Genomic DNA, 24,827 nt, shown 5'->3' with positions numbered 1-24,827 from the left:
AACGAATAGGATAATCTGGTACAACGATGTATATCAACAACTATAAAGCAACGGAAATAGCTATCATTATATGTAGTTGGATGCTGGCCCTTCTTCTTTTTGCTTATTTAAAATTTGGGGATGTTAATGATGCCTTTTTAATCCAATGGTATGATAAACAACTATTTTTTAATAAGAATATTTATAGTGTTGCCTTGGCATACGGCCTCTTGTTGGGATCGCTTTTAAGCATTATACATTTATATGTTTATCCTAGAATTATCCAGACCCCTTCTTTTACCAAAAACATCATTGCGAGGAGCGTATCTTTTTTAGTGTGTTTTAAAACCGCTGATATTCTTATCAGCTTATTGTATAACGGACTTAATGATTTTCATTTAAGCTATTCCAACCAAAATAGCATTTTAAGAAGTTTATTCCTATACGCTGTAATTATCAATTTTCTAACTGATTTTTTCTTATTAATGCGAAAAAATTTAGGGCCAGATTACTTCTTTAACCTTATAAGGGGGAAATACCATAGACCACGGGAAGAAAACAGAATCTTTATGTTTTTAGATTTAGCTTCTTCCACTACAATAGCGGAAAGAATAGGCCATATTGCTTATAGTTCCTTACTACAGGACTGCTTTAGAGAACTTACGCCATTACTACTTAAAAACAATGCCAGCATATACCAGTATGTAGGTGATGAAGCTGTGATCACCTGGAAAATCAATAAGCATACGAATAGGAATCAATGTTTAGATTTATTTTTTTCTTTTCAGAAAAGATTACAACAAAAGAAAGATTACTATTCGCAAACCTACCATACTGTACCTTTTTTTAGAGCATCTATTAATGAAGGCAGGATCGTAATGTCGACCGTGGGGGAACTAAAAATGGAAATCGTATATCACGGTGATGTTCTAAATACCGCGGCTAGAATACAGTCACTTTGCAAAAATTACCATACTGATCTTTTGATTTCAGAAAATTTCTATCAGAATATTAAGGAAGAAAAAGTATACATATTCAAGTGCTTCAATAATATAGCTATTAGCGGAAAAGATGAAAAAATAAATATTTATAGTGTAAATCGTAACTAATAATGAAACATATAAAATGGAAAAATGGTTTGGCCATAGCCTGTGGAGTTTTTACAATTGTTTTTCTCTCCATTGCCTTCGCATTGCTGGAAAGTCAGATATATCCAGAATCCACTGAATTATTTGGAAAGATAAGTTTAAGCATTCACGAGTGGTATTTACTTCTTTTAAAATTAAGTGCCAACCTTTTTAGTTGTTTTTTAGGCGGGTTGGTCATCGCTTTTATCAGTAAGAAAATCCAAAATATAATTTGGGGAAGTGCTTTTATCACCCTAATTATTATTTGGTTATGGTATAGCACAAAGAATCCTACGCTATTTTGGATTGTTTCAATTCTTGGGATTTTTCCCAGTATGTATTTGGGGCACCGTTTGATAAGAAAAAACTGAGAAATTTTTATCTAATTAGATCAAATCAAAAGCCTTCAAAATCAATGACTTTGAAGGCTTTGTTGGTATTGTGAGCTATATAGTTTGGACCCTATCTTAAAACCCCTTTATTCATTGACTTTATCCAATGCAACCTTGCAATTGTGAACCGTTTTGAAAATTTACTTTCGTCAGGATTAAATTTTTATAAATATAGTAATTTTTATTTTTTCTTTTGATGATAGGAATTCATAACCCGGAGGTTCCGAGTTCAAATCTCGGTCTCGATATAATAATAACAAGGCTTTCGAGAAATCGAAAGCCTTTTGTTTTTTAATGGGTACAGAATTTCACCTTTTTCAAATAAATTAATAACTATAAATTATATCGGATTTTACTTCCTGAAATTCATGATCATCATTCAATAATTTGAAATCCCATGATAACACCTCTTCAAATCTCTTACCTATAAACTTTAAAGTAAAACTATGTAGTCCCTTTTCTAAAGCTACAAAACCTTTTTTGGTCACCTTTCCATGAATACCATCATTATCAACCACCTGAATAGTATCTATTGAAAGAATCGAACCGTCATTGGACGTACTTCTAAAACAATACATTCCACTTTTAGGAACATTAATAAATCCCATATAGATAACACCAAATTTATTTTTTACAGGATCACGAATTTCTGTGACATTAAAATTTCTAACCTTACCTGATCTAATGGCTTCCAGACCATTCATATCACCAACCTTATTAAATGCTCCTTCATAAAAATCATAATGAACCCATCCTTTTGATAATCCTTTTATATTAAGACTCTTCAAAAGAGCAGTTTTCTTAAATGTTTTCTGAACGACTTCCGTTTCCATACCATCCGCGAGTATTAATTTTGCCTTAACCGTAGTGGTGTGATCTAAAAAAATAGAATCCTTATAGACTTTTGAATCCATATTAGGCTCTGTACCATCTAAAGTATAATGCAACTTCGCATTAGCCAGAGCGCCTTTCATTTCAAACTTCATATTATCAAGGAAGACAGCACGTTCTGAGAAAGAAATGAGATTGGAAGGAGAAAAAATTTCAAAATCTTTAACTCCTTCTAAAGCCAAAGGAAGTTCAAGGTCAGTCATAGGTTTATAGCCAATTTTATAAAATAATTTAATTGGGGCTATAGATACTTTATTATCACTATCATTTGGGGCAGATTCTCTATAATCCCATGGAATTTGGATACTTCTATTGGATTGAGGTGGTATCGTTAGATTCCATGCATTTTTTCCATAAGTTAGTTCGGAATGATCAAATAACTGTCCGTTAAAATATAATGTATCAGAACCAGAATTATAAATCGGAAAAACCAATTCTCCTCGAGATTGATCTTTATTTCTAAATGAAATACTTTTGAATGCAGCAGCATTTGAAAGTGCTTTTATATTCTTATAATCATCTTTAGTTGCGATATCGGGCTTTAAAACCCCTTCTAAGGTTAAATTGGTGAAACTTGGCTCATCATCTTTCATAGTTACCCAGGTTATATGATCAAATTCCCCCATTCTAGGACCTCTTAAACGCCCACTTCCTCCCGTGGTTCCTAAAACAATATAATTATTTCCTTTTCGGGTTTCTTGAGAATATCGATGACGATGCCCGGCTACAACCGTGTAGCGATCATTCAAAAGACTTTCAATTCTCTCAAAGCCGCTATTCCTATAATTCCAAAGAGGATGATGCATCATTACAAATGTCCAGCGAACATGCGAATATTGTTCCAGCACATTCTTAAAATAAGAATACTGCTCATCTCCAATTTCAGAAAAGGTATCCATAGAATTTAAAACAAGGAATAGAACATCCTTATATAAAAAATGATAATACGTATGGCCGTATCGTTTTTCCCATTCTTTAGTCATTACCGGATTGGTCACATCATGGTTTCCGGGCAAATAGAAGTAACGCATTTTTAAAGGATTCACTATAGAGCCCTTTCCGAAAACCCCGGGGCGATGACCGAAGGTTCGATCCGAAATAATAGCAAATTTAAAATTACCAGTAGCATTATTAAAAGCTTTGGCTGTCCATGGTACATTACCATCAACATTCTCAATTCCAGCTTTAAAATATGCTTCCTGCGCATTTAAAAAACAACTTATAAAAAGAAAAACAAAAACAACTCTGTATACATTCATGGTTATGGAGTTAGATCAAATCTCAGGATAATTAGTACTTCAATCATAGCAATGATGATAGTGACCGAATCACTTTGACCGATTTTAAAATTTTTACTAATGACCATCAATAAGAAAAGTATATAATCTAAGGATGATATCTATGAGAACTTTAATTATAACCTTTTCTCTAATAGCAATACAACTATAATACAATTGAGGTCTATTCTTATTTGTTAAAATTTTAATTTAGTTGCTAAAGCTTATAAAATAATTTGGAAGTTCTATGTGTTTTTTCCTGACTTTGACACTTTTTTCGTATTCATTTTGTAATTAATACAAATTCATTCAGTTAGATTTTTTAGTTCAAAAAAAAGGGTGACGCAGCGGTGAAAATTGTTATTTTTACTTATGCTTTTTCGTAAAAAGAAAAATCGATCTGGGACTACTAGCGTGGTGATAGTTGAGAAGCGCTTGGGAAAATTCAAGCATATCAAAACCATCGGTGTTAGCAGTGATAAAGAAGAACTAGAAAGACTACATACCAAGGGTCGAGAAGGGATTTTAAAACACTCTGGCACGGCAGATATTTTTGATGATTATCAGCGTGAAGTAGTGGTAAAGCTTATAACTGATCAGTTATTATCGAATATTGTATCGTCCTAAAGAAACAAGAACCTAACATTTTTAATTGCACATTAATTACAACTTATATCATGATAAATAGTAAATCTGGGATGCTAATTACGCTCTTTGCATTTTTTTTTAACGCTTTTTATTTTTTTTCTTTTGCTCAAGGTAGTGTAGAAGCTCTTCGGCCACCTAAAAACGGAGGCACCTATGTAATAGCTCATCGTGGAGCACATCAAGATGTTCCCGAAAACACCATTGCCGCCTATCAAAAAGCTATAGAGATAGGGTGTGATTTTGTGGAAATAGATTTAAGGAAAACAAAGGATGGTAAATTTGTAAGCATCCATAATGAAGATATAGATGCTTATTTTAAAGGAAAGAAAGGGAAGGTCAACTCTTTTTTATTTTCAGAACTAAGGGAAATGCCATTAGCTAAAAAAGAAAATGACACCAACGATTATTTTATTCCAACTTTAGAGGAAATCTTAAAGCTTTGTAAAGGCAAAATAGGAATTTACCTTGATTTAAAAGAAGCTGATATCAAAGGACTGGTTCAAACTATCAAGGCTTTTAAAATGGAAAAAGATATTGTATGGTACATTTACCCTAAAGAGCGTGAAGCAATACAGGAATTAAACAGATACTGTCCAGAATGTTTGGTTATGCCGGATCCAGGAAATGAAAGACGATTAAAAAAAGTATTAAATAGGATTAAACCCAAATTTGTTGCCAGTGATATGGGAGTTCTAACGCCTACTTTTTTAACTACTGCATATTCGCAAGAGGTAAAGGTCTTTGTTGATGATGCAGCTGCTAACACCAACGAATGGCAAAAAATCATTGATTGGGGCGTAGATGGAATACAAACCAATCATCCTCAAGAACTGATTGATTTTTTAAATCGCAAAAAGTAAATTTAAATAAATTTAGAAAATTAAGCAGATTCCAAAATTCCACTTTTAATTAATGTGTAATAGTTTCGATTAGGTCTGACAGTTAAGTTTTTTTAGGGCATTTGGTTCCCTGAATAATTAAATCGGACAGGCTAATTTACTCCAACACCTGTTTCTTGTGAACTTGCCTTTATTAAAGCTAAGATATTTTCAAATTGTAAATCCAGCATTTTTTCATCTGCTAAATGTTTCCTAACGATCAAGGTCTGCATGGAGTCTTACCAAAACAGTGTTTCCCGCAGTGGGGCCTTTTGTGATTGTAATAGTGCAACCATGGGGCAAGCTCTGCTTGTATTTTCTTGATAGTGGAATAGATATTTTTTCTAAAGGCAATAGCGGAAAATTCATAATGTTCTCTTTGACCGAAAATTTATTACCCCTATCGGTGAATATCCTCAATAAGAATGGTTCTTGCTCTTTATAAAATAGCAGTACGGGATCATTAAGCATATCGGCCGATACCAATGCATTTTTTCGGTCATAAAGTTTAGCGTAAGCTACCTTGCAGTAAGTATCAATAAAGGTTTGCTGTTAGATCCTTCCCACATCAGACCCAGAGAAAATAATCAAAAAAATCTTATTTATCCATAACCTGAAAGTAAAGACTAAAAACCAGGTACTCTTCCCTTTTAAAGAACAAAAAGTAATTCAATCTCATTAGAAAAGTTAGAATAAAAAAAGCGTTGCTTGGACCCAAGGCTTTTTAAAAACAACTATTGAAATGACCATAGCTTTAATTATTACATAAGAATCAAAAACAGATAAAAATTAAAAAAATGTTTAACTGAATTTTAAATAATTAATCATTCCAGCCTATTTTTAGGGATGTAAATTCTTTGACCTTAAAAATTTTAATAAAATTTCAGGCTCATCGGTTTGTATGATATTGGCTCCTTTTTTAAGGATTTCCTCATAAACAATTTCCATATGTCCTTTCCCCATTTGTTCGTCATATGTTCCCAGTGTATTGATCCAAACTTTCGCTTTATTTTTATTGATTAATTCTACCACTTCTTTTGTATAAAAATCGTCATCAATATGAACTACAATAGGCTTAAACCTCGCAATAGCTGAATCAGCCATCTGATATGAGTAGGCACGCGGCATTAATTGGGCTGATTTCTTTAAAGCTTTAATACTATCTAATTGATCATAATCGTTATCAAAATAAAACACTTCTCTGTCAGGGACATTTTCTTCTACGGTCGTAAGAATACCTTCCACGTTATCGGTTTTCATATCTACGTCGACCATAATCTTTCCTTTGGTAATCTTTAAAAACTCCTCGAAAGTAGGTACGGGCTCCTCACTTATTTTTCCGGAAGGTGATTTTAGTCGATATTTACGAATCTCTGCTAAGGTCATATCCTCTACTCTGCCTTTGCCCGTAGTGGTACGATCTATTTTGGAATCATGCATTAAAACTAAGTGACCATCTTTCGTTGTTCGTAAATCAACTTCAATAATATCTACTCCAATTTCTATTGCATTTTTAGTGGAGGCCAATGAATTCTCAAAATTGTCTAAATGCGCTCCCCTATGGGCCGCAACCAAAATCATTTTAGAATTAGAATTATTGAAAACTTTCAGAGTGTCTTCTAGATCACCAGCAATTTTTGATGCTGCACAAGACATCAATAAAGAAAGCATTCCAATACCCAAAAATTTAAAAATCTTCATCGTTTATGTTACTATTGATTACTAAGAAATAACTTTAAAATAAATGTATGATCTTGAAAAATATCTCAAGATTTAAAATTAGACTCTAATTATATGCTCATCGGTCTAAGAATATTATTCGGGTTTCACGAAATCTTCTTTTAATCGTGTAGGAGTATCTGGCATCATATTTATCAATTTCTTTTTTCCATTCTTTTTTATAATTTTAAAGGAATCATAAAGTGTACCTATAGGAGTGTAAGCCCCATAACTGATAGAATTTTCAGAAACCGTAATGATCTGAAAAAGTTGTATATACTCCCCTCTTCTAACCATCCATTCCTGATCTTTTGATTCATACATTTTTGGGCCACTTACCGATACTGCATATACAGTCCCAATATCTTTAACGACGGTTAATCCTTGACCTTTATTTTCAGGAAACCCTCTGGCATAGGTGTGATCGTGTCCTTGTAGCACTAAATCTACCCCGTACTTATCAATTAGCGGTTTTATTGCTTCTCGTAATTCCCAGTTATCACGCCCTTCTGCAGTAGAATAGACAGGGTAATGAGTAAAAATAGTGGTCCACTTTTTTGTATTTGCTTTTAATACAGATTCCAACCATTCTATTTGAGCATTTCTTGATTCTATACTTTCATCAAAAGCTTCACTATCTATGGAAATCAACTTCATATCCTGATAATCAATAGAAAAACAGGTTTCTTGCAAATCCTCTGTAGGTCCATTTTCAGGAAGTGTAAACTGTGGTCTCCATAGCGAAGTTAAAACCCCATCCCTATATTCATGGTTACCGGGAGTCATCACGCTAGGTACAGTAGCATGAATAAAACTACCAGCATAAAACCATTCTCCCCATTCCAAATTAGAGTCTCTGTCATTAACCAAATCGCCAGCATGAAGCATGAAATCAATTTCTGGAAATTTACGGTACGAGCTTCTTATCACTCGCGACCACAAGGATTTGATGTGATTTTGAGCATCTCCAAAATAAATAAAACTAAAAGGTTCGCTCTTATCTGTTTTAGCCGTTTTAATTTGGAACCACTCACTCCAGTAATCATCATTTTTATCGCCATTTCCTACTCGGTATACATAAGTGGTATTGGGCTGTAAATTGTTAACTAACGCAGAGTGATAGGTAGCCTTTACCAAAGCTTCATTTCTATTTTGATTTTCAATTTTCTGAGAATTCGCTTTAATTCTGCGTATATCACCTAATAAAAATTCCGGCCCTTCAGTTGCTAACGCTACCTCTACAACTCCATTTGAAACATACTGATCTGTACGCCAGTTTACGGCAAAAGTATGTGCTTGATCATCGGTTAGATTAGATATTATACGATCGGGAGTACTCGAAGGAAATATTAATTTGTGAGCAGGGGTTTCTAAATGCTCCAAATAATGCGAATGATGGTGAGGTGAACTATCAGTATGTTCATGCTGCGCTTGCAATCTATAACTAACTAAAAGAATGATGAATAAAACCTTTAGACTTCTTTTCATTTTTTTATTTTTTGAAATTTGATACTTATAATTTTTCGATGAAATCAATGATGCCTTAATATTACCTTATTAAATAAAAACGTGTTTCACTGTTACATTACTATTACATCATTTTTAATTACTGTAATTGTATGTTTCCTAAGCTTGACCAATAAAATTTTAAATATTCTCTCTCGAAGCCTATAAAAAATGAAGAAAAAATCATTGGTTTAAAAATTTGAGGCTTCTCATTTACATTCTCATTTACCAGTAATCCTAGTATTTTTACTATGACATTCCTCTAAGATCGATGAATGAATTAGTTCCCAGGAATCCTTAAAATATTCTTAACAAAAGAAAATAAAACCAAATAAGAATAGTACAATTATTTTACAAATATCTCATAGAATCTTAACCATCATGGACAAATTTTATATGTAATATTGAACCGAGAGTTAATATTATAACATATGGAATTTATTTTTCACAAAATATATATCCCAAATAATCACTCTTTTATTACAAGAGAACTAGATCTTACTGATGATACAATTATCCATTCTCATAAAAATATAGAACTCAATTATATTGTCTCTGGCACTGGCAGAAGAATTGTGGGCGATAATATTTCAAATTTTGAAAAAGGAGATCTTGTCCTAATGGGTGCCGAACTACCGCATTGTTGGGAATTGCTGGATGCAGATAAAAACGAAAAGCCCCGTTGTATAGTAACTCATTTTTCTGAAGAAATATTACTTAATGAGTATTTTAAAATGCCAGAATTACAAAATATTCTTCTTCTAATAAATCAGGCAAGTCGTGGTATTCAATTTAAAGTTGAAAATGATAGGGAAATACTCAATATTCTATTAAGACTTTCTAAAAGTGAAGGTCTGGAATATTATATTAGCCTGCTTCAAATTTTTAATCTCCTTCTAAAAATTGAAGACAAAAAGAAGTTATCCAATCCTTTGAACCAATCTTCTATATTCTCCAATAACATCGAAAAAATTAATAAAATATATGAATACGTTTTTTTAAATATTCAAGAAGGTATTAATCTTGAAGAAGCTTCTTCAGTAATAAATATGGCACCAAGTTCTTTTTGTAGATTTTTTAAAAAGAAAACTGGCATTACCTTTATGGAATATGTGAAAAACGTACGGGTAGGAATGGCCGCAAAACTTCTGGCAGAGACCGATAAACAAATCACCGAAATATGTTATGAAAGTGGCTATAATAATTTGGCTAACTTTAATCATTATTTTAAGGTAAGCATGGGCGTAACTCCTACAGAATACAGAAAAAACTTCAGATAGTTTTATATTTAGGGACCATACGTTTTCATTTTCCAATAAGCACCCACATTTCTATTTCATAGGCAATCCTTAACCTATCTATATCCTATATTTCTATGAGCAAAGATTAATACTTAAGCATTTTGCTTCAATTATTCAAACATCAATTCATATCGAATTCTAAAAATATGCAAATATGTCAAGATTCCATGCAAACTGTATAATATATAAGTGGCGCATCACTTCATGAATTGATTAATTTGTTTTAAAATGAATTTCATCTTTAGTTAATAATCTAACCTCATCATTGTTATGGCAAAAATTACACTATACTATCTTTTAGTCATTTCGATAATTTTAGCCTCGTGCAAAGATTCTAATAAAAAAGAAGATCAGGTTTCTAACATACCCATTTATAAAGATATTCCCTATCAACAAGATTATAGTATAAAATATAATCTTACCAATGATGAACAAATTTCCAAAGCCTATATGGATAGGAATGGTGTTATACAAATTTTGTCTGATAAGGGAATTTTACGTACGAATGATGGACAATTTTTATATCCAGGAGCACTCGTTGAAGATAAAACCTACAGAACCTTAGCCGATAAAAATATTAATGGCTTTACGCTGTACAAGGATCAATTTGTGTATTTAGATGATAAAGCAGTACTAAGTAATGCTTGGGCAGGTAACCTTTATTTGTCACATGGGCTTCCAAATGCTAAATATTTAGCCGGCGGGGAGAATTTTGATTTTTTAATAAGCGATGGTAAGACATTAGAGTTTATTTCCAACGATAAATCACCATGGACAATAGAAATAAATGACAAAGTATTAGCGCTATTATATGATTCTCAAAATAAAATATTTTGGATTTTAGGAACGCAAAGCATTTCTAGTTTTGACCCTGCTAAAAATAAATTCAATACTATACCACAAGAGGAAGAATTAACAGCCTTCACACTTTTCAAAGGCAAATTAATTCTTGGGACATCAAATGGATATTTTAAAATAAATACAACAACAGGAAAAAGAGAAGGAAACATACGCAACCAATTACCTGTAAATAATATTACCGCTATTAACATAATTAATGAGTGCCTATGGTTTGGATCCCCTCAAGGTGCTTTTAAACTACGCAGTGATGGTAAATTTGATTACTATTATGGAAAACGCTGGTTACCCAGTAACAATATAAAACATATTTCCCAAGGAAAAGATGGATCTGTTTTGATTGTTACAGATGCTGGTTTAGGTAAAATAGTATTTAAAAACATGACTCTTTATGATAAAGCTCAATATTATGAAAAACAAGTTCGAGATCGTCATATCCGTTTGGGCTTAAATGCAAGCTTAGTAGACATGGACAATGGCAATATTGACTCTGGTCGCCTATCAGATTCCGACAACGATGGTTTATGGACATCTATGTATCTTGCCGGTCAGGTTTTTAGATATGCAGTAACTCAATCGGAAGAAGCGCTACAAAACTGCAGAGAATCTATGGAAGCAATGGAGCGATTATTTAATATAAATCCTGTCCAAGGCTTTCCCTCTCGATCTTTCGAGCGTAGTGGCTATATTGAAAAACTAAGTGATCCAGAAAGATGGCAGCACTCAACCGACCCGAAATGGGATTGGAAAGCTACCACAAGTAGTGATGAAGTCATAGGGCATATGTTTACCTATGGTGTTATGGCTGAATTAATGGAGAATGATTTAAAGGATCGCGCCATAATCCTTATGGATACCTTAATGAGCCATATTGTTAGCAACGATTTGTATATGGTTGATTTTGATGGAAAACCAACAACATGGGGGAAATGGAATCCAGATTATGTAAATGAGAGACCAAAAATGGTTGGAGATAGAAAGATCAACTCTTCTAATATTATTGCCATGTTGCAAACAGCATATCATTTTACAGGAAAAGAAAAATATAAAAGAAAGACCTTTGTATCTTATGACCAAGCATGGGTATTTAGAGAATCTAATGAGACCGATGAATGAAATCGCAACAGCACCCAGCGATGCCGATGATTGGAGTAAAATGCTTTCTGAATCATGGAACCATTCTGATGACGAAATGTACTTTCTAGGCTATTGGGGATTATATAATTATGCTTTAAATGATACGCTTAAAGAAAAATATAAAAAATCGATTATAGACCATTGGGAAGCGGAACGTCCCGAAAAAGATGGAGCCTGGAATATTATGACGGCCATAACCGGTACCTCTACATTTGATTTAGATGAAGCCATATGGTATCTACAACAACACCCTTTAGATCTAATTACATGGGACATCAAAAACAGTCATAGAAAAGATATTGAATTTATTTCACCTAATTTTAGAGAACAGACCATTAAAGAAGTTCTTCCCCCAGATGAAAGACGTATACAACGTCATAATGGCAATATGTTTAAGTTAGATAAAATAGGAAGTGACGGCGCGGAAGAATATTCCGCAGGAGATATATGGCTTCTTCCCTACTGGATGGGTAGATATATAGGGGTAATAAGCGAACCTCAATAAGAAAGCTCTCTCGGCTATAGCAGTAGATTCTTTTAAGTTTTTTATCGCTGTCCACATCTAATAATTGGGTATTTCAGATCATAAGCTAAAAATAGTTTCTCTTATCAATATAATTTTGATTCCGCGACTCAAATTCAATTTTTAACACCATGAGTATTTTTTAGATCATAAAAATCAGGTCAATTTTAAGTCTTACCCGATCGATAATAGATAATAAAATTAAAGAAATTCCTCAATCAAAAAGACTTCTTAAAACAGCGGCTGTAAACGAACGATGAAGCATAAAATTTCAATTAAATATTTAAGCTAGTGTTTTTCACAAAAAAGATAAAAAGAAATAGGTATCAGGAATAGCATTTCATCATTAAAGAAGCTTGCAAATAGCTCATCTTTTTAATATTTCAAAACACCATTAATAGTGCTATTTCACCTATTCGAATCTTATACTCACCCCAGGATAAAAAGTAATTTTAAGTACACCATCTTTTGTAGACTTCTTGTAAAGACGAAATTTGGGCGTACTTAAAAACAAAGTAATAATTTATTTCAATTCAAATCATTTAAAACAATTCCATTTCCTTCTTTCCCATTTTTTTAATAAAAGATAGCTCTGCTGTGTTATAAATTGGCCAGGAAATTAATATACTTGGTTCCAAAAATCTAATTATCATATTCCCTTTAGCATAGTCAGACTAGGGATTCGTAATAACTATAAAAGTTATACGGCTTTTGAAAATCTATTTTCTGTACGTTTTTAAATTCTCTGATCAACAGCATCTAAACGAACTATAAAAAAATTGCCTGAGAAAACCCAGGCAATTTAAATCAAACAAACTATTCAAACAAATTCACACAATTAAACTTACATATCACCATGGATTCGATACTCCCTGTACAATCCACGGTCGCGCATATGGGCTATCATTTGGATCTGTAGTACTATAAGGAGTGGACTCTAATGAAGCAGCCCCAACCGCATTATTTACGCTGTTATTATTAATTTCGTCATCCGGATAAGTGAATCTTAATGGCATCACTTCTTCTCTTGCAAATGGTCCAGGATTCAAATTAGGAAGACCTGTCCTTCTCCAATCTATATAGGCTTCGTCTCCATTAAACATATTTGCAATCCATTTTTGTTCCATTATTTGTACTAATGTACCATCAAACTTAACTTTAGGATGATTGATATAGCGATCATAAGAATCTACAAGACCCCAGGCTTCTAAAGAAGCTTTTATACCTTCTAAGTAATGCTCTTCAGCGCCAGATCCCCAACCTCTCAAAGCTGCTTCTGCTTTTAAGAATGATAATTCAGCATAAGAAAACAACCGGGCTTTTAAAAAATTCCCGCCGTCTTCTTTTTGATTGAAAACTTGGTTCATTGTAGAGACATATGCATTGGTCCCTCCTCTTGAGCCTTCTGAATTCAAGTTATATTGATAGGGATCAACGCCACTTACCGCTACTGGTAAACCCACATACACACTACTGGTATCAATAAGCGTTTTCCCGGCTTTTAAGTCTTCACTATAAGTATCAGGAGCATATATTGCATAGTTATTCGCTTCTAAAGTTTCTTCATTAATATAACGAACACCATCAGATTCTACAATATCTGCTTCACCAGGAACCTCAGCTGCCGGTACTACTTTAGTTGGAATCAAAACAGGTTCAAACCAAATAGAAATTCGAGGATCTTCTAATTCTTTTAATTTATCTGTTAAGGTAGTACAGGGTTTCACTCTGTGGAAGTCTGATGCTGAACCAAACTGACCGCTATTTGGCCAGGATTGACTGTCAATACCTCCAATATAATCCAACACAAGTTCATCCTCAATATTATCTATTAAAGGCTTAGATAGCATTTTAGTCACTCCTTCTCTAGCAAAAACAGGTAATTTTTCTGATAAGCGCATATAGTACCGTAATGCTAAAGAGTTTGCTAATTTTTGCCATTTGGAGGCATCTCCATTATAAAACAAATCTTGACTTTCCACAACTTCATCAAAATTATTTCCTTCCAAAAGTTCCGAGGCTTTTTCTAAATCTGAAATTATAGCCTTATAAACCATTTCTTGTTTATCATATTCTGGTCTTTCTCCCTCTAAATCTCTGCCATTTAATGCTTTAGAGTAAGGAATATCCCCATAAAAATCGGTTAAATTCCCAAACAACATCGATTTTAATATTAAGGTAACCCCTTCATGAAATTGCAATCCAAGTGCTACAGCTCTTTCATGAGCTACCTTATTAGTTCGCAACAAATTGTAATTAGAAGACCAAATGCTACCTGTTTTCCAATCGTAGCGATTATCAGACCAGGAGTCTTTTTGTATATATTGAGCTCCAGCTCCTGTATCACCGGCATACCCTCTTTCGGTGGTAGTGGTAGCAAGGCCAGTCATTACCGTGCTTATTAATAAATTCGGATCTACTACACTAGCCTCGATCCCGTTCGGGTTTTCATTAATTTCCATAAGTTCATCGTCACAGGACACCATTATAAATAAAGGAACTATAAGAAATAGAATAACTGTATTTTTAATTAATTTCATATTCTTATTTTTTATTTAAAAACTTGCATTTAATTTAAAACCAACTGGAATTGCCCAGGGTTGAATATTATACCTTTCAACCCCTTGAGAAAGGTTTCCTCCAGAATATTGAAACGCTGATTCAGGGTCAATATTAATACCCGCTTTAGTCCATAAAATGATATTTCGGCTAAATAAGGAGAGTGATAAATTACGCATTGACACTTTTTCTGCTATTGCTCTAGGGAAACTATAACTAATGGAAATTTGTCTAAGCTTTACATAATCGGCATCAAAGGTAGAGGCTCTTGTAAAATCCCAAGGGTAATTGTCTCCGTAAGTATGATATTGAGTTCCGGGACCACCGATATTTTCTTGTTCTGCAATAAAATTTCCGTTTTCATCATATTTCCCTATAACTCCTGGTAAAAATACACCATCATTTAGGCCATCGATAGGAAAACCTCCATCTTCCGCAGTTGGGCCTCCAACGAGTGGATAAAATTCGCCATTTGGAGATAAAAATTTATCGGCATTGTTTTTAATATAGGTAGGAATATCTCCTACATTACTTAAATTATGAACCTTATTTAGCCATCGTGTGGTCTGCAGATCTGATTCACTATATCTATGAGTCTGCGAAACGAATTGTCCTCCATTTCTCCAATCAAAGTTCATAGATAGATTCCAATTTTTGTATTGAATAGAGGTTTGTAGTCCCATTTTAAAATCTGGATTATAATTACCAATTACAGGAGCTACTCTATTGCCATTTTCATCAGATAATGTTCGATCACTATTTTCCCAACCTTCATCATCCAAAAGTGGCCATCCGTAATACGGAGAATTCTCATCTTCTACTCTAACCAATTTTCTATCTACAATCTGGCCAACTTCTTCCCCTACCCATGTATAGGCACCTCCCTTGGCCTCACTCCAGAAATTAACATAATCGGTACCCTCTGCGAGTTTTGTTATAATTGTTTTATTGGTGGTAAAGGTTAAATTCATATTCCAACGAAGATTTTCTCCATCTATTACCGTTCCACCTAAACTAGCTTCATAACCTTTACTATTTAAGTTTCCTGCGTTAAAGAGTTTACTCGTAGCGCCCGATGAAATTGGTAATGATTTTTGAAATATTTGATTTTCATTATTCGACTCATAATAAGTAAAATCCATAGTAAGACGATTCCTAAAAAGTGATAAATCAATCCCATACTCTGTAGAAGTATTTAACTCTGCCTTAATTTTGTCATTTTTTAAAGCTTGACTTACTGCCAATTGAGATGCTGCTCCCCAATCCCCATTATTGCTGAGTATCGCATATAAATTATAAGGACTTGTATCGTTACCTGCCTGTGCCCAACCTACACGTAATTTAAATAAAGACACGTTGGTTCCCATATTAAAAATTTTGTTGGCTAGGATACTCGTAGAAACAGATGGATATAAAAAACTATTGTCATTTTCAGGTAGTGTACTAGACCAATCATTTCTAACGCTTGCGTCTATGTAAATCATATCTTTATATCCTATATTCCCTAAAGCATACAAACTATTAACCCGTTCTTTTGATATTCTTTCTGTATAATCGATATTATCAGCAGCAATGTTTGATAATAAAAACAAGTTGGGAACAATTAAACCAGAACCTCCATTTTTTGTTTGGGTAGATACAAAACTATTATCCACATTTCTTGTATTACCACCACCAGATAGTGTAAAATCAATATCTTTACTTAATTTATCACTGTAGGACAATAAGAAATCAGCATTACTCTCTACCCCTGTAAGGTTTTGTATGCCGTATGCTCCATTCATTTCTCTATTAAAACCACTTGATATTCTTGTTTCTCGATCTTCGTTAGAGTCATTATATGTAAATCGAGCCATCAAAGAAATCTTATCTGTAAATCGATAATCTGCCTGAATATTCCCTATCAATCTTTTTCTTTTGAAACCGTTATTTATTTCATAAGCCAAGAAATAAGGATTGTTGTATTCGAAATCAGATGGGCTATTCCCTAAATTATACGGAGCATTCTGAGTTTGACCTTCTACTAGCCAATAATCTCTCATATCTCGAATATCAATGTGAGGATTAATATCGTAAATGGCTTGCAAAGGATTCGCATTTCTATCTGTAGTTGATGGTCTATTATCAGCCTCGGAAATGGAATACTTCAGGCTTGCGGTTAGCTTAAGCTGATCGTTGATATCGAAAGTACTGTTTATACCAAAATTATTACGTTTTAAATCTGAATTGGGAATAAAACCTTCGTTTCTCATATTTGTATAAGACATACGGTAATTCATCCTATCAGAATTATTTTCTACAGCAATAGTATTTGTTAAGGTATATGCAGTCTCAAAAAAATTCTTTGCATTATTTGATCCTCTAGAAATTAATGGTTTAGCCACTCCTATGCCACTTTCAATTTCTTCTTCGGAATAGGGCCACTGAATAGCACTTAAACCTTTATCCAATTCCGGGCCTACCCAACCTGAGGAGGTTTCATCGATCTGAGTAATACTTGGATCGGGTCTACTACCATTTGCAAAGCGCATACTCTTTTCCAAAAATTTATATGGAGTTTCGAAGACATTACTGGAGGTAAATGAAATCCCTAGGCCTTTAGCTTTTTTACCTGATTTTGTGGTGATCATAATAACCCCATTAGCTCCTCTAGATCCATAAAGGGCTGCGGCACTGGGACCTTTCAATACCGATACATTTGCTATATCATCTGGGTTAATATCACTAATCCCACCACCATAGTCTACAGCAACACCACTACCTGTGCTCCCAATATTAGTAAGTCCACTAGTAAGCGGAACACCATCAATAATATATAAGGGTTGGTTATCTGTGGTTAAGGAAGAAGCCCCACGAAGGATCACACTAACCGTAGACCCTGTACCTCCTGTTGAATTAATTTGTACTCCTGCCACTCTTCCATTTAAGCCATTTAAAGCATTCTCTTGCGTTACCGTCGTTAGATCATCACCATCGAACTCGGCTACTGAATAACCAAGAGATTTTTTCTCTCTGGAAATACCCAATGCGGTTACCACTACTTCATTTAATTGTTCAGAAGAAGTCTTTAAAATTACATCAATGACCTTTTTATCACCCACAAGCATTTCTTGTGTGATCATTCCCGTATAGGAAAAAACAAGGGTAGCATTACTAGTTGGTACTTGAATACTATAGTTTCCATCAAAATCGGTAGATACCCCTTTTTTTGTTCCTTTTAATACCACAGATACCCCAGGTAACAAAAGGCCGTCATCACTTTTAACGGTACCGGTAACCTCTTGTTGGGCTACCATATTGGCAACAAACATGCTGAAAATAATAAGTAACAACACATTTATTTTTCTTTTTTTCATAATTAACTTACGCTTTTAAAAGGTTGAATATTAGATTGTTTTAAGTGAACTCTTGACAAATCTATTTTATTGGCATCTTTTAAACACACGGTATATTATTAATTATACATGTTTTTTTGCCCCATTTTCGCCGTGCTTTAAATTAAATGCAATTAAAAGTTAAGATATCATGAACAGGCTTCACAGATAGGACTTTAAACGGGCACTTTAACAAGAAAATACATGCGTTCTTCATAAAAAAACAAGACACTTATAAAGAAATTATCTGGTGTTTTAATCTACAATCGAATACATTTTTAATTATAGTAGTAAGTATAAATTGGTGCTGTGATGACTTATAGATAATGTTTTCTTCAATAATTAATGATGTAGGTAAACCCTATAATCTATTGGAATTTCTGATAGCAGTGAATTCAAATCAAGGAGTGCTTTCGCGCTGATTATTAATTTTAATGAAGCTTGGATGCAACAAATCTTCTTTTATAGTAAAGCATCTAAGAATAAGCCCAAAAACATTTATTAGAAAATCATTTTTCATATCGAGCCATCCCGATTACCACCGGAACCGGAGTATTTAATCTTGATATAGCCTTATCAGTAATCAAATATTAACATCATAGTAGCAGTCAATTAACCATAGGGTTGATATATCATGTAAATCGAACAAAATATGATAACCCTTTAGGGGATATTTAATTTTAATTTGCAATTCATCTTATAATCATTAGTATGCTCTTAGGAATAGACTATTTTATAGTCATAGCCTACATCGTAGGAATGCTGTTATTAGGACTCTATTTTAAAAAATTCGTTAATAGCTCAGAAGATTATTTTCTTGGAGGTAAAAGTCTTCCTTTTTGGGCTATTGGCATGTCTATTGTCGTTTCAGATATTGGAGCTCTCGATTTTGTGGGAGTGTCTGGACAGGCCTATCGATACGGAATTTCTGTTGGAAATTTTGATTGGGTAGGATCTGTACCCGCTATGCTATTGGCTGCTTTTATTTTTATACCTTATTTCTGGCGTGGCGGGATGTATACAATACCAGAATATCTAGGTAGACGATACAATAAATCGGTACGGACTATTGCCTCTATCACCTGGATTTTGTTCTTTGCTTTAGATTTAGGTGTTTTATTTTGGGCAAGTGCCGTACTACTAAATGTACTTATGGGTTGGCCAATCTGGATTTCTATTATTTCGACTGCCGGAGTGGTTGGTCTATACACTTATTTTGGCGGAATTACGGCAGTAATAATGACTGATGTTGTACAGTTCATTATTATGTTCATAGGGGGATTTGCTCTTGTATTCTTAAGTCTTTATAAAGTTGGAGGCTGGGACAGCATGGTTGAAAAAATAGGTGCTATGGGACCAGAATATCAAAGCCACTTTGATATCATCCAACCGCAAGACACAAACTCTCCTTTTCCGTGGACAGGGATTTTATTTGGACTGACATTTGTTATGGCTAATGCATATATGATTGGTAACCAATCTATCGTACAACGTTGCCTGACTGCTAAAAATGAATGGCATGCAAAGGCGAGTATGATTTTTGGCTCTGCACTTAAAATGTTTATTCCAATATTGGTTTTATTTCCGGGATTAATGGCTGTTGTAGTTCATCCAGAATTATCGGATGGTGACCAGGCACTACCAATGATGATAAAATCTATACTTCCTCCAGGTTTGATTGGTCTTATGTTCGCTGCATTTTTTGCGGGATTAATGTCCAGTGTAGATTCCTTATTAAATTCTACAGCTACATTATTTACTAAAGACATCTATGAACCATTTATTAAAAAGGGAGCAGATGATAAGCATTATTTAAAAGTGGGACAAATTACCACGCTTGTCTTATTGTTTGTAGGTGTAGCTACTTCACCAATTAGTAGCGATTTTCCCGGCATCTATGTGGCGATTCAAACATTCATGTCTTATTTTCAGGGGCCCTTATTTGCTATTCTTCTTTTGGGTATATTCTGGAACAGAACAACGCAATGGGGTGGTCTATCTTCTTTATTAATCGGAATAGGATTCGCTGTCTATTTGAATGTTTTCAAGGAGAATTATTTCACTATAGAAGATCCTTTTCTTTACATTTCATGGTGGTCGTTTCTATTAGCTTCAATTATAAATGTAATCGTTAGTTTGACAACCAAAAAACATTCCGAGAAGGAGCTACGTGGTCTAGTGTTTAGTTCTAAAATTTTGTTGAAAAATAAAACACTATAATATGTTCAATTTTGATTGGCTATCGGGCATATCTCAGGAAACGGCTAAGATTATATTTCTTGCTTTATATGCAGTTATAGGATTTTTGGTACTACTATTACCTAATGAGTATATCTACCAGGGAGTTCCTGAAGAACATCGTCACTGGTGGAATAACTTAAAAATATGGTCGATTGCTGTACTACTTATTTTGTCCATGATCTACAGTCACTTTTAATTAGAAAATAAAGGAAATATGAAAGAAAATGAAGTGAATGCAAAAATCAAAGCAGCACAAATTAACAATGCGCTAGGTTTTTTCATTCTAAGTTTTGGGATCATCATACTTTTCGCAATGATTTTTACGGAAACTTTTATAGAACACATGACAGATATGGTGGCAGGATTACTTCTAATGACTATTGGTGGTGGTATGATGTGGAAAGCTAAAATCAACATACATAAGTTGAAGCTAAATAAAACTAACGATAACAAATAGCGAACAGATGAAGCATCTAAAAATTGAATTAAAAGATAATTGGAAAATTCAATCATCTGAAAAAGTTTCGCAAACTGGTTATGAGCTTTCGTTAAAATCTAATACTACAAGCGATTGGATACCCGCTCAAGTTCCTTCTACTGTTCTAGGCACTCTTGTACTCAATCAGATCTATAAAGATCCTTATTTTGGGGAAAACTTAAAAAATATTCCTCCGGAAAAGTTTAAAGCTCCATGGTGGTATACAACCTGCTTTACTATTGCCGATGATAAATCTGCCTTAGATGCCTGCTTAGAATTTGAAGGTATAAATTATAAAGCAAATGTTTGGTTAAATGGGAATTTGATTGCCGATAGTAAAGTGATAAATGGTGCATTCCGCATAACATCATTAACTATAAGTGATGCTGTAAAAACCGGTGAGAATCTGTTAGCCATAGAAGTTATACCTCCAAAACCAGGGGATTTTAGTACTGGTTTTGTGGATTGGAACCCAGCTCCACCAGATGGCAACATGGGGATATTTAGGCCGGTTAAACTACATTTATATAAAGGCATAAAAATTAATCGTCCCTTTGTACAATCCTCTATAGATTTAAATAATTTCACCTCTGCAGAACTTACCGTTTCCGCGCAGTTAGAAAATACCACTAACAAAACTATTTCGGGTAGCTTAGTTGGACAAATAGGAGATATAGAATTTAATAAAAAAGTAAAGATACCAGTCAATTCTTCTATAACTATTGAATTTGATCCTACCATTTATCCCCAGTTAAAATTACGAAATCCAAAACTTTGGTGGCCATTTCATTTAGGTAATCCACATCTGTACACGCTAAATCTTCATTTTGAAGTTGAGAAAGAAATAACCGATTCTACCAATATTCAATTTGGCGTTCGACAAATTGAAGACTTTTGGCTAAACGATATTCACCGCGGTTATAAGATTAATGGTAAGAAAGTTCTAATTAAAGGGGCTGGCTGGACTGATGACCTTTTGCTAATGGATACTGATTCTACCATAGAAGCACAGCTTAACTATGTGAAACAAATGAATTTGAATACTATTCGTTTAGAGGGAATTTGGGGTAAAAATCAAAAGTTATATGATCTATGCGATGAACTTGGAATTTTAATGATGGTTGGTTGGAGTTGTCACTGGGAACATGAAATTCATATGGGTGTACCTGTAAACGAACGTTTTGGTGGTGTTTATAAGCCACACGACATTGAGCAAGTAGCACAAGCTTGGGAAGATCAGGTTATTTGGTTGCGTAACCATCCTAGTATATTTGTTTGGACAGTCGCAAGTGACAAAGTACCTATCAATCAATTAGAGCAAAAATATATTGACACTTTTAAGAAATACGATCCAACCCGTCCTTATCTAAATTCAACCGGAGGAGTGGGAAGCGATCAGCATGTTATAGGTTCAGAAGATATAATTAGCGAAATTAGTGGTTCTTCCGGTGTTAAAATGCTAGGTCCTTATGATTACACGGCTCCCATTTATTGGTTTACTGATACTCGTTTTGGTGGTTCTTATGGATTTAATACCGAAACCGGAACCGGTGCTCAAATACCACAATTAGAAAGCTTAAAGAAATTTATTCCGGAAGATCAGCTTTGGCCCATAAGTAAAGTATGGAATTACCATTGTGGACGCTATGAGTTTGCCAATCTTAACCGTTTTAAAACCGCAATCAAAGAAAGATATGGAAATCCTCTAAATCTTTATGAATTCAATCAAAAAGCGCAAGTCATGAATTACGAATTAATGCGCCCCATGTTTGAAGCTTTTCAAGTCAATAAAGAAAAATCAACCGGAATTATTCAATGGATGTTAAATGCGGCATGGCCAAAAATGTATTGGCAATTATATGATTATTATCTTATGCCTACAGCAGCATTCTACGCCACCCAAAAGGCCTGTGCTCCACTACATCTTATTTACAATTATGGAGATTATAAAATTTATGCAGTAAACGATCACTTGAATACCATTAAAAATTTAAAGGCTAGAATCCGTATTTATGATATTACATCGAAAGAATATTTAGATCATAGAATTGAATTTGAAATTACAGCAGATACCTCCATTCCCATATATGATCTTGGATATCTGGAAAATATTTCTACGACCTATTTCTTGGATTTACGTATCATGGACGAACGCGATATAGAAATAGATATAAATTTTTATTGGCTGTCTACTAAAGAAGAAGAATTAGACTATGAGACAAATTTAGGAGAGTTTGCATTTCATACCCCTAGCAAAATATATTCAGATTTTTACCTGCTCAATAGTTTAGAAAAGGGAGATCTTACGGTACATTATCAAATAATAGAAGTTGAAAATTATCAAGAAATAATGGTGAAGATAATAAACCCTGAACGATTAATTGCCTTTCTTATAAATCTTAAATTACAAGATAAAAAGCACGGAACCCCTATTCTTCCAATTTATTGGGAAGATAATTTTATAAGTCTACTTCCAGGCGAATCCAGAATACTAAAAGGAAAATTCAATCATAATGCACCTGTAGCACTAAAAATCGATTCTTGGAATTTCAACACTGTCAATTATGAAGAAATTAGCAATTAACGGAGGAACTCCCTGCCGAAATACCACCAAGCAACCTTGGCCCAAATGGCCTGTGTGGGGAAAAGAAGAAGAGATAGCCCTTATTGAAGTTCTAAATAGTGGCATTTGGTCGTATAATGGGCCAAAAGAAACGGAATTCAATAAACTTTTTGCGGAATTTATAGGGGTAAATCATGCTATTTGCACCGTTAATGGGACGATCACTTTGCAAATTTCGCTGGAAGCCTTAGGTATTGGTCTTGGTGACGAAGTTATCATTCCAGGCTTGACATGGCAAGCTACCGCAGCAACGGTAATCGATGTAAATGCCACTCCAATACTAGTAGATGTAAATGAAGAAAACTGGTGCATTAATCCAAAGAAAATTGAAGAGGCCATAACACCTAGGACTAAAGCCATAATACCTGTTCATCTCTACGGAGCTTTTGCAGATATGGATGCCATTATGGCTATTGCAAAAAAATATCAACTATATGTAATTGAAGATTGTGCGCATAAGCACGGAGGAGAATGGAATGGAAAAAAAGCAGGTAGCATTGGTGATATCGGAAGTTTTAGTTATCAATTATCAAAACATTTAACATCTGGCGAAGGTGGTTCTGTAACGACTAATAATGCTGTCTTGGCCAAAAAATTAGATGCGCTAAGAAACTGCGGAAGAAGACCTGTAACTGGCACCTTAGATGCTGTAGATAAAGGTGCAGGAGATTACGGAGATGACGATGGTAATTTCATTCAATCCGGTAATCTTAGAATAACTGAATTCCAGGCTGCTATATTAATTGAAGGCTTAAAACGGCTACCAATACAAAATGCCAATAGAGATGCTAATGGAAAATATTTAAATGCACTACTTGAAGAAATACCTGGAGTAGCTCCTATTACCCGCGACAAAAGAGAAACTAAAAAAGCATACTTTAATTTCGCATTTAAGTATAGTAAGGATGATTTTAATGGCTTACCAGTCAAAACATTTCGAAAAGCCTTAGAAGCTGAGTTAGGAATTGCTGTAGACGCTAGCTACGAGCCACTAAATAATTGTTCTTTATACGTTCCGCACACAAAGCCAGCAAGATATAATTTAAACGAATCGTATTGGAGAGCTATCGACCCTAAAAGATTTTCATTACCTATATGTGAACGTATATTTAAAGATCAATCAGTATGCATTCATCATAAAGTTTTAATGGGAACCAAAGAAGATATGGACACTATCGCCAAAGCAATAAAAAAAATATATTACTCTTCTAAGGAATTAAATAGTGAAAATAAAGCTGAAAAAATCCATTTATATAATCACTTTCTTGGGAATTTATAGGAAATAGGATTGAGAATATTTCAACAATAACCTGAAG

Annotated in this window: 17 protein-coding genes; 12 read left to right on the top strand and 5 right to left on the bottom strand. The window is 34.0% G+C overall.

Going from position 1 to position 24,827, the window contains the following annotated elements; translation table 11 throughout:
- Positions 1-26: 26 nt before the first annotated feature.
- Positions 27-1,088, top strand: a complete 1,062-nt coding sequence (locus tag ZPR_RS11935) for an adenylate/guanylate cyclase domain-containing protein (protein WP_013071936.1) — start codon at positions 27-29, stop codon at positions 1,086-1,088.
- Positions 1,089-1,090: 2 nt separating this feature from the next.
- Positions 1,091-1,477: a hypothetical protein gene (locus ZPR_RS11930; RefSeq protein WP_013071935.1), complete on the top strand. Its 387-nt coding sequence runs from the start codon at positions 1,091-1,093 to the stop codon at positions 1,475-1,477.
- 347 nt (positions 1,478-1,824) lie between these two features.
- On the opposite strand, the gene ZPR_RS11925 is transcribed toward ZPR_RS11930, so the two are convergent.
- On the bottom strand, positions 1,825-3,648 hold the full coding sequence (locus ZPR_RS11925; RefSeq protein ID WP_013071934.1) for an FN3 associated domain-containing protein: 1,824 nt from the start codon (positions 3,646-3,648) through the stop codon (positions 1,825-1,827).
- Between the two features lie 390 nt (positions 3,649-4,038).
- Between ZPR_RS11925 and ZPR_RS11920 the strand changes: the two genes are divergently transcribed.
- Positions 4,039-4,293 (top strand): hypothetical protein, encoded by a 255-nt coding sequence (locus ZPR_RS11920; protein WP_041578883.1) that lies wholly within the window; start codon positions 4,039-4,041, stop codon positions 4,291-4,293.
- Between the two features lie 50 nt (positions 4,294-4,343).
- The gene (locus tag ZPR_RS22555) at positions 4,344-5,174 is read left to right on the top strand and encodes a glycerophosphodiester phosphodiesterase (RefSeq protein ID WP_013071932.1); all 831 of its coding nucleotides are present in this window, start codon (positions 4,344-4,346) and stop codon (positions 5,172-5,174) included.
- A gap of 858 nt (positions 5,175-6,032) precedes the next feature.
- Here the strand turns inward: ZPR_RS22555 and ZPR_RS11910 are convergent.
- A complete protein-coding gene (locus ZPR_RS11910) occupies positions 6,033-6,893 on the bottom strand; it encodes a glycerophosphodiester phosphodiesterase family protein (RefSeq protein WP_013071930.1) in 861 nt (286 codons plus the stop codon).
- 114 nt (positions 6,894-7,007) lie between these two features.
- Positions 7,008-8,399, bottom strand: a complete 1,392-nt coding sequence (locus tag ZPR_RS11905) for a purple acid phosphatase family protein (RefSeq protein WP_041579984.1) — start codon at positions 8,397-8,399, stop codon at positions 7,008-7,010.
- Between the two features lie 449 nt (positions 8,400-8,848).
- Between ZPR_RS11905 and ZPR_RS11900 the strand changes: the two genes are divergently transcribed.
- From ZPR_RS11900 to ZPR_RS23590, 3 genes are all read left to right on the top strand, one after another.
- The gene (locus ZPR_RS11900) at positions 8,849-9,697 is read left to right on the top strand and encodes an AraC family transcriptional regulator (protein WP_013071928.1); all 849 of its coding nucleotides are present in this window, start codon (positions 8,849-8,851) and stop codon (positions 9,695-9,697) included.
- A gap of 291 nt (positions 9,698-9,988) precedes the next feature.
- Entirely contained in the window at positions 9,989-11,692 is a 1,704-nt protein-coding gene (locus tag ZPR_RS11895; RefSeq protein ID WP_013071927.1) for a ligand-binding sensor domain-containing protein, read from the top strand.
- A complete protein-coding gene (locus tag ZPR_RS23590) occupies positions 11,685-12,218 on the top strand; it encodes a hypothetical protein (RefSeq protein ID WP_013071926.1) in 534 nt (177 codons plus the stop codon). The genes ZPR_RS11895 and ZPR_RS23590 overlap by 8 nt, the downstream gene beginning before the upstream one ends.
- 869 nt (positions 12,219-13,087) lie before the next feature.
- Here the strand turns inward: ZPR_RS23590 and ZPR_RS11890 are convergent.
- Positions 13,088-14,776 (bottom strand): SusD/RagB family nutrient-binding outer membrane lipoprotein, encoded by a 1,689-nt coding sequence (locus ZPR_RS11890; RefSeq protein ID WP_013071924.1) that lies wholly within the window; start codon positions 14,774-14,776, stop codon positions 13,088-13,090.
- 15 nt (positions 14,777-14,791) lie between these two features.
- Positions 14,792-18,151, bottom strand: coding sequence for a SusC/RagA family TonB-linked outer membrane protein (locus tag ZPR_RS11885; protein WP_013071923.1), 3,360 nt, complete (start codon positions 18,149-18,151; stop codon positions 14,792-14,794).
- A 729-nt stretch (positions 18,152-18,880) separates the two neighbouring features.
- Here ZPR_RS11885 and ZPR_RS11880 point away from each other — a divergent pair.
- From ZPR_RS11880 to ZPR_RS11860, 5 genes are read left to right on the top strand one after another with little or no spacing between them, the layout of a single operon-like run.
- Entirely contained in the window at positions 18,881-20,389 is a 1,509-nt protein-coding gene (locus tag ZPR_RS11880) for a sodium:solute symporter family protein (protein ID WP_013071921.1), read from the top strand.
- 1 nt (position 20,390) lies between these two features.
- Positions 20,391-20,606 carry a hypothetical protein gene (locus ZPR_RS11875; RefSeq protein WP_013071920.1) on the top strand — a complete coding sequence of 72 codons (216 nt, stop codon included), beginning with the start codon at positions 20,391-20,393 and terminating at the stop codon, positions 20,604-20,606.
- Positions 20,607-20,624: 18 nt separating this feature from the next.
- Entirely contained in the window at positions 20,625-20,867 is a 243-nt protein-coding gene (locus ZPR_RS11870) for a hypothetical protein (protein ID WP_013071919.1), read from the top strand.
- A gap of 7 nt (positions 20,868-20,874) precedes the next feature.
- Positions 20,875-23,472 (top strand): glycoside hydrolase family 2 protein, encoded by a 2,598-nt coding sequence (locus ZPR_RS11865; RefSeq protein ID WP_013071918.1) that lies wholly within the window; start codon positions 20,875-20,877, stop codon positions 23,470-23,472.
- Positions 23,453-24,790, top strand: coding sequence for a DegT/DnrJ/EryC1/StrS family aminotransferase (locus tag ZPR_RS11860; RefSeq protein ID WP_013071917.1), 1,338 nt, complete (start codon positions 23,453-23,455; stop codon positions 24,788-24,790). The genes ZPR_RS11865 and ZPR_RS11860 overlap by 20 nt, the downstream gene beginning before the upstream one ends.
- Positions 24,791-24,827 lie beyond the last annotated feature (37 nt).

This window comes from Zunongwangia profunda SM-A87 (assembly GCF_000023465.1).
Taxonomy (GTDB): domain Bacteria; phylum Bacteroidota; class Bacteroidia; order Flavobacteriales; family Flavobacteriaceae; genus Zunongwangia; species Zunongwangia profunda.
The sequence above is the reverse complement of the archived record's forward strand: the minus strand, read 5'-3'. Positions and strand labels throughout refer to the sequence as shown.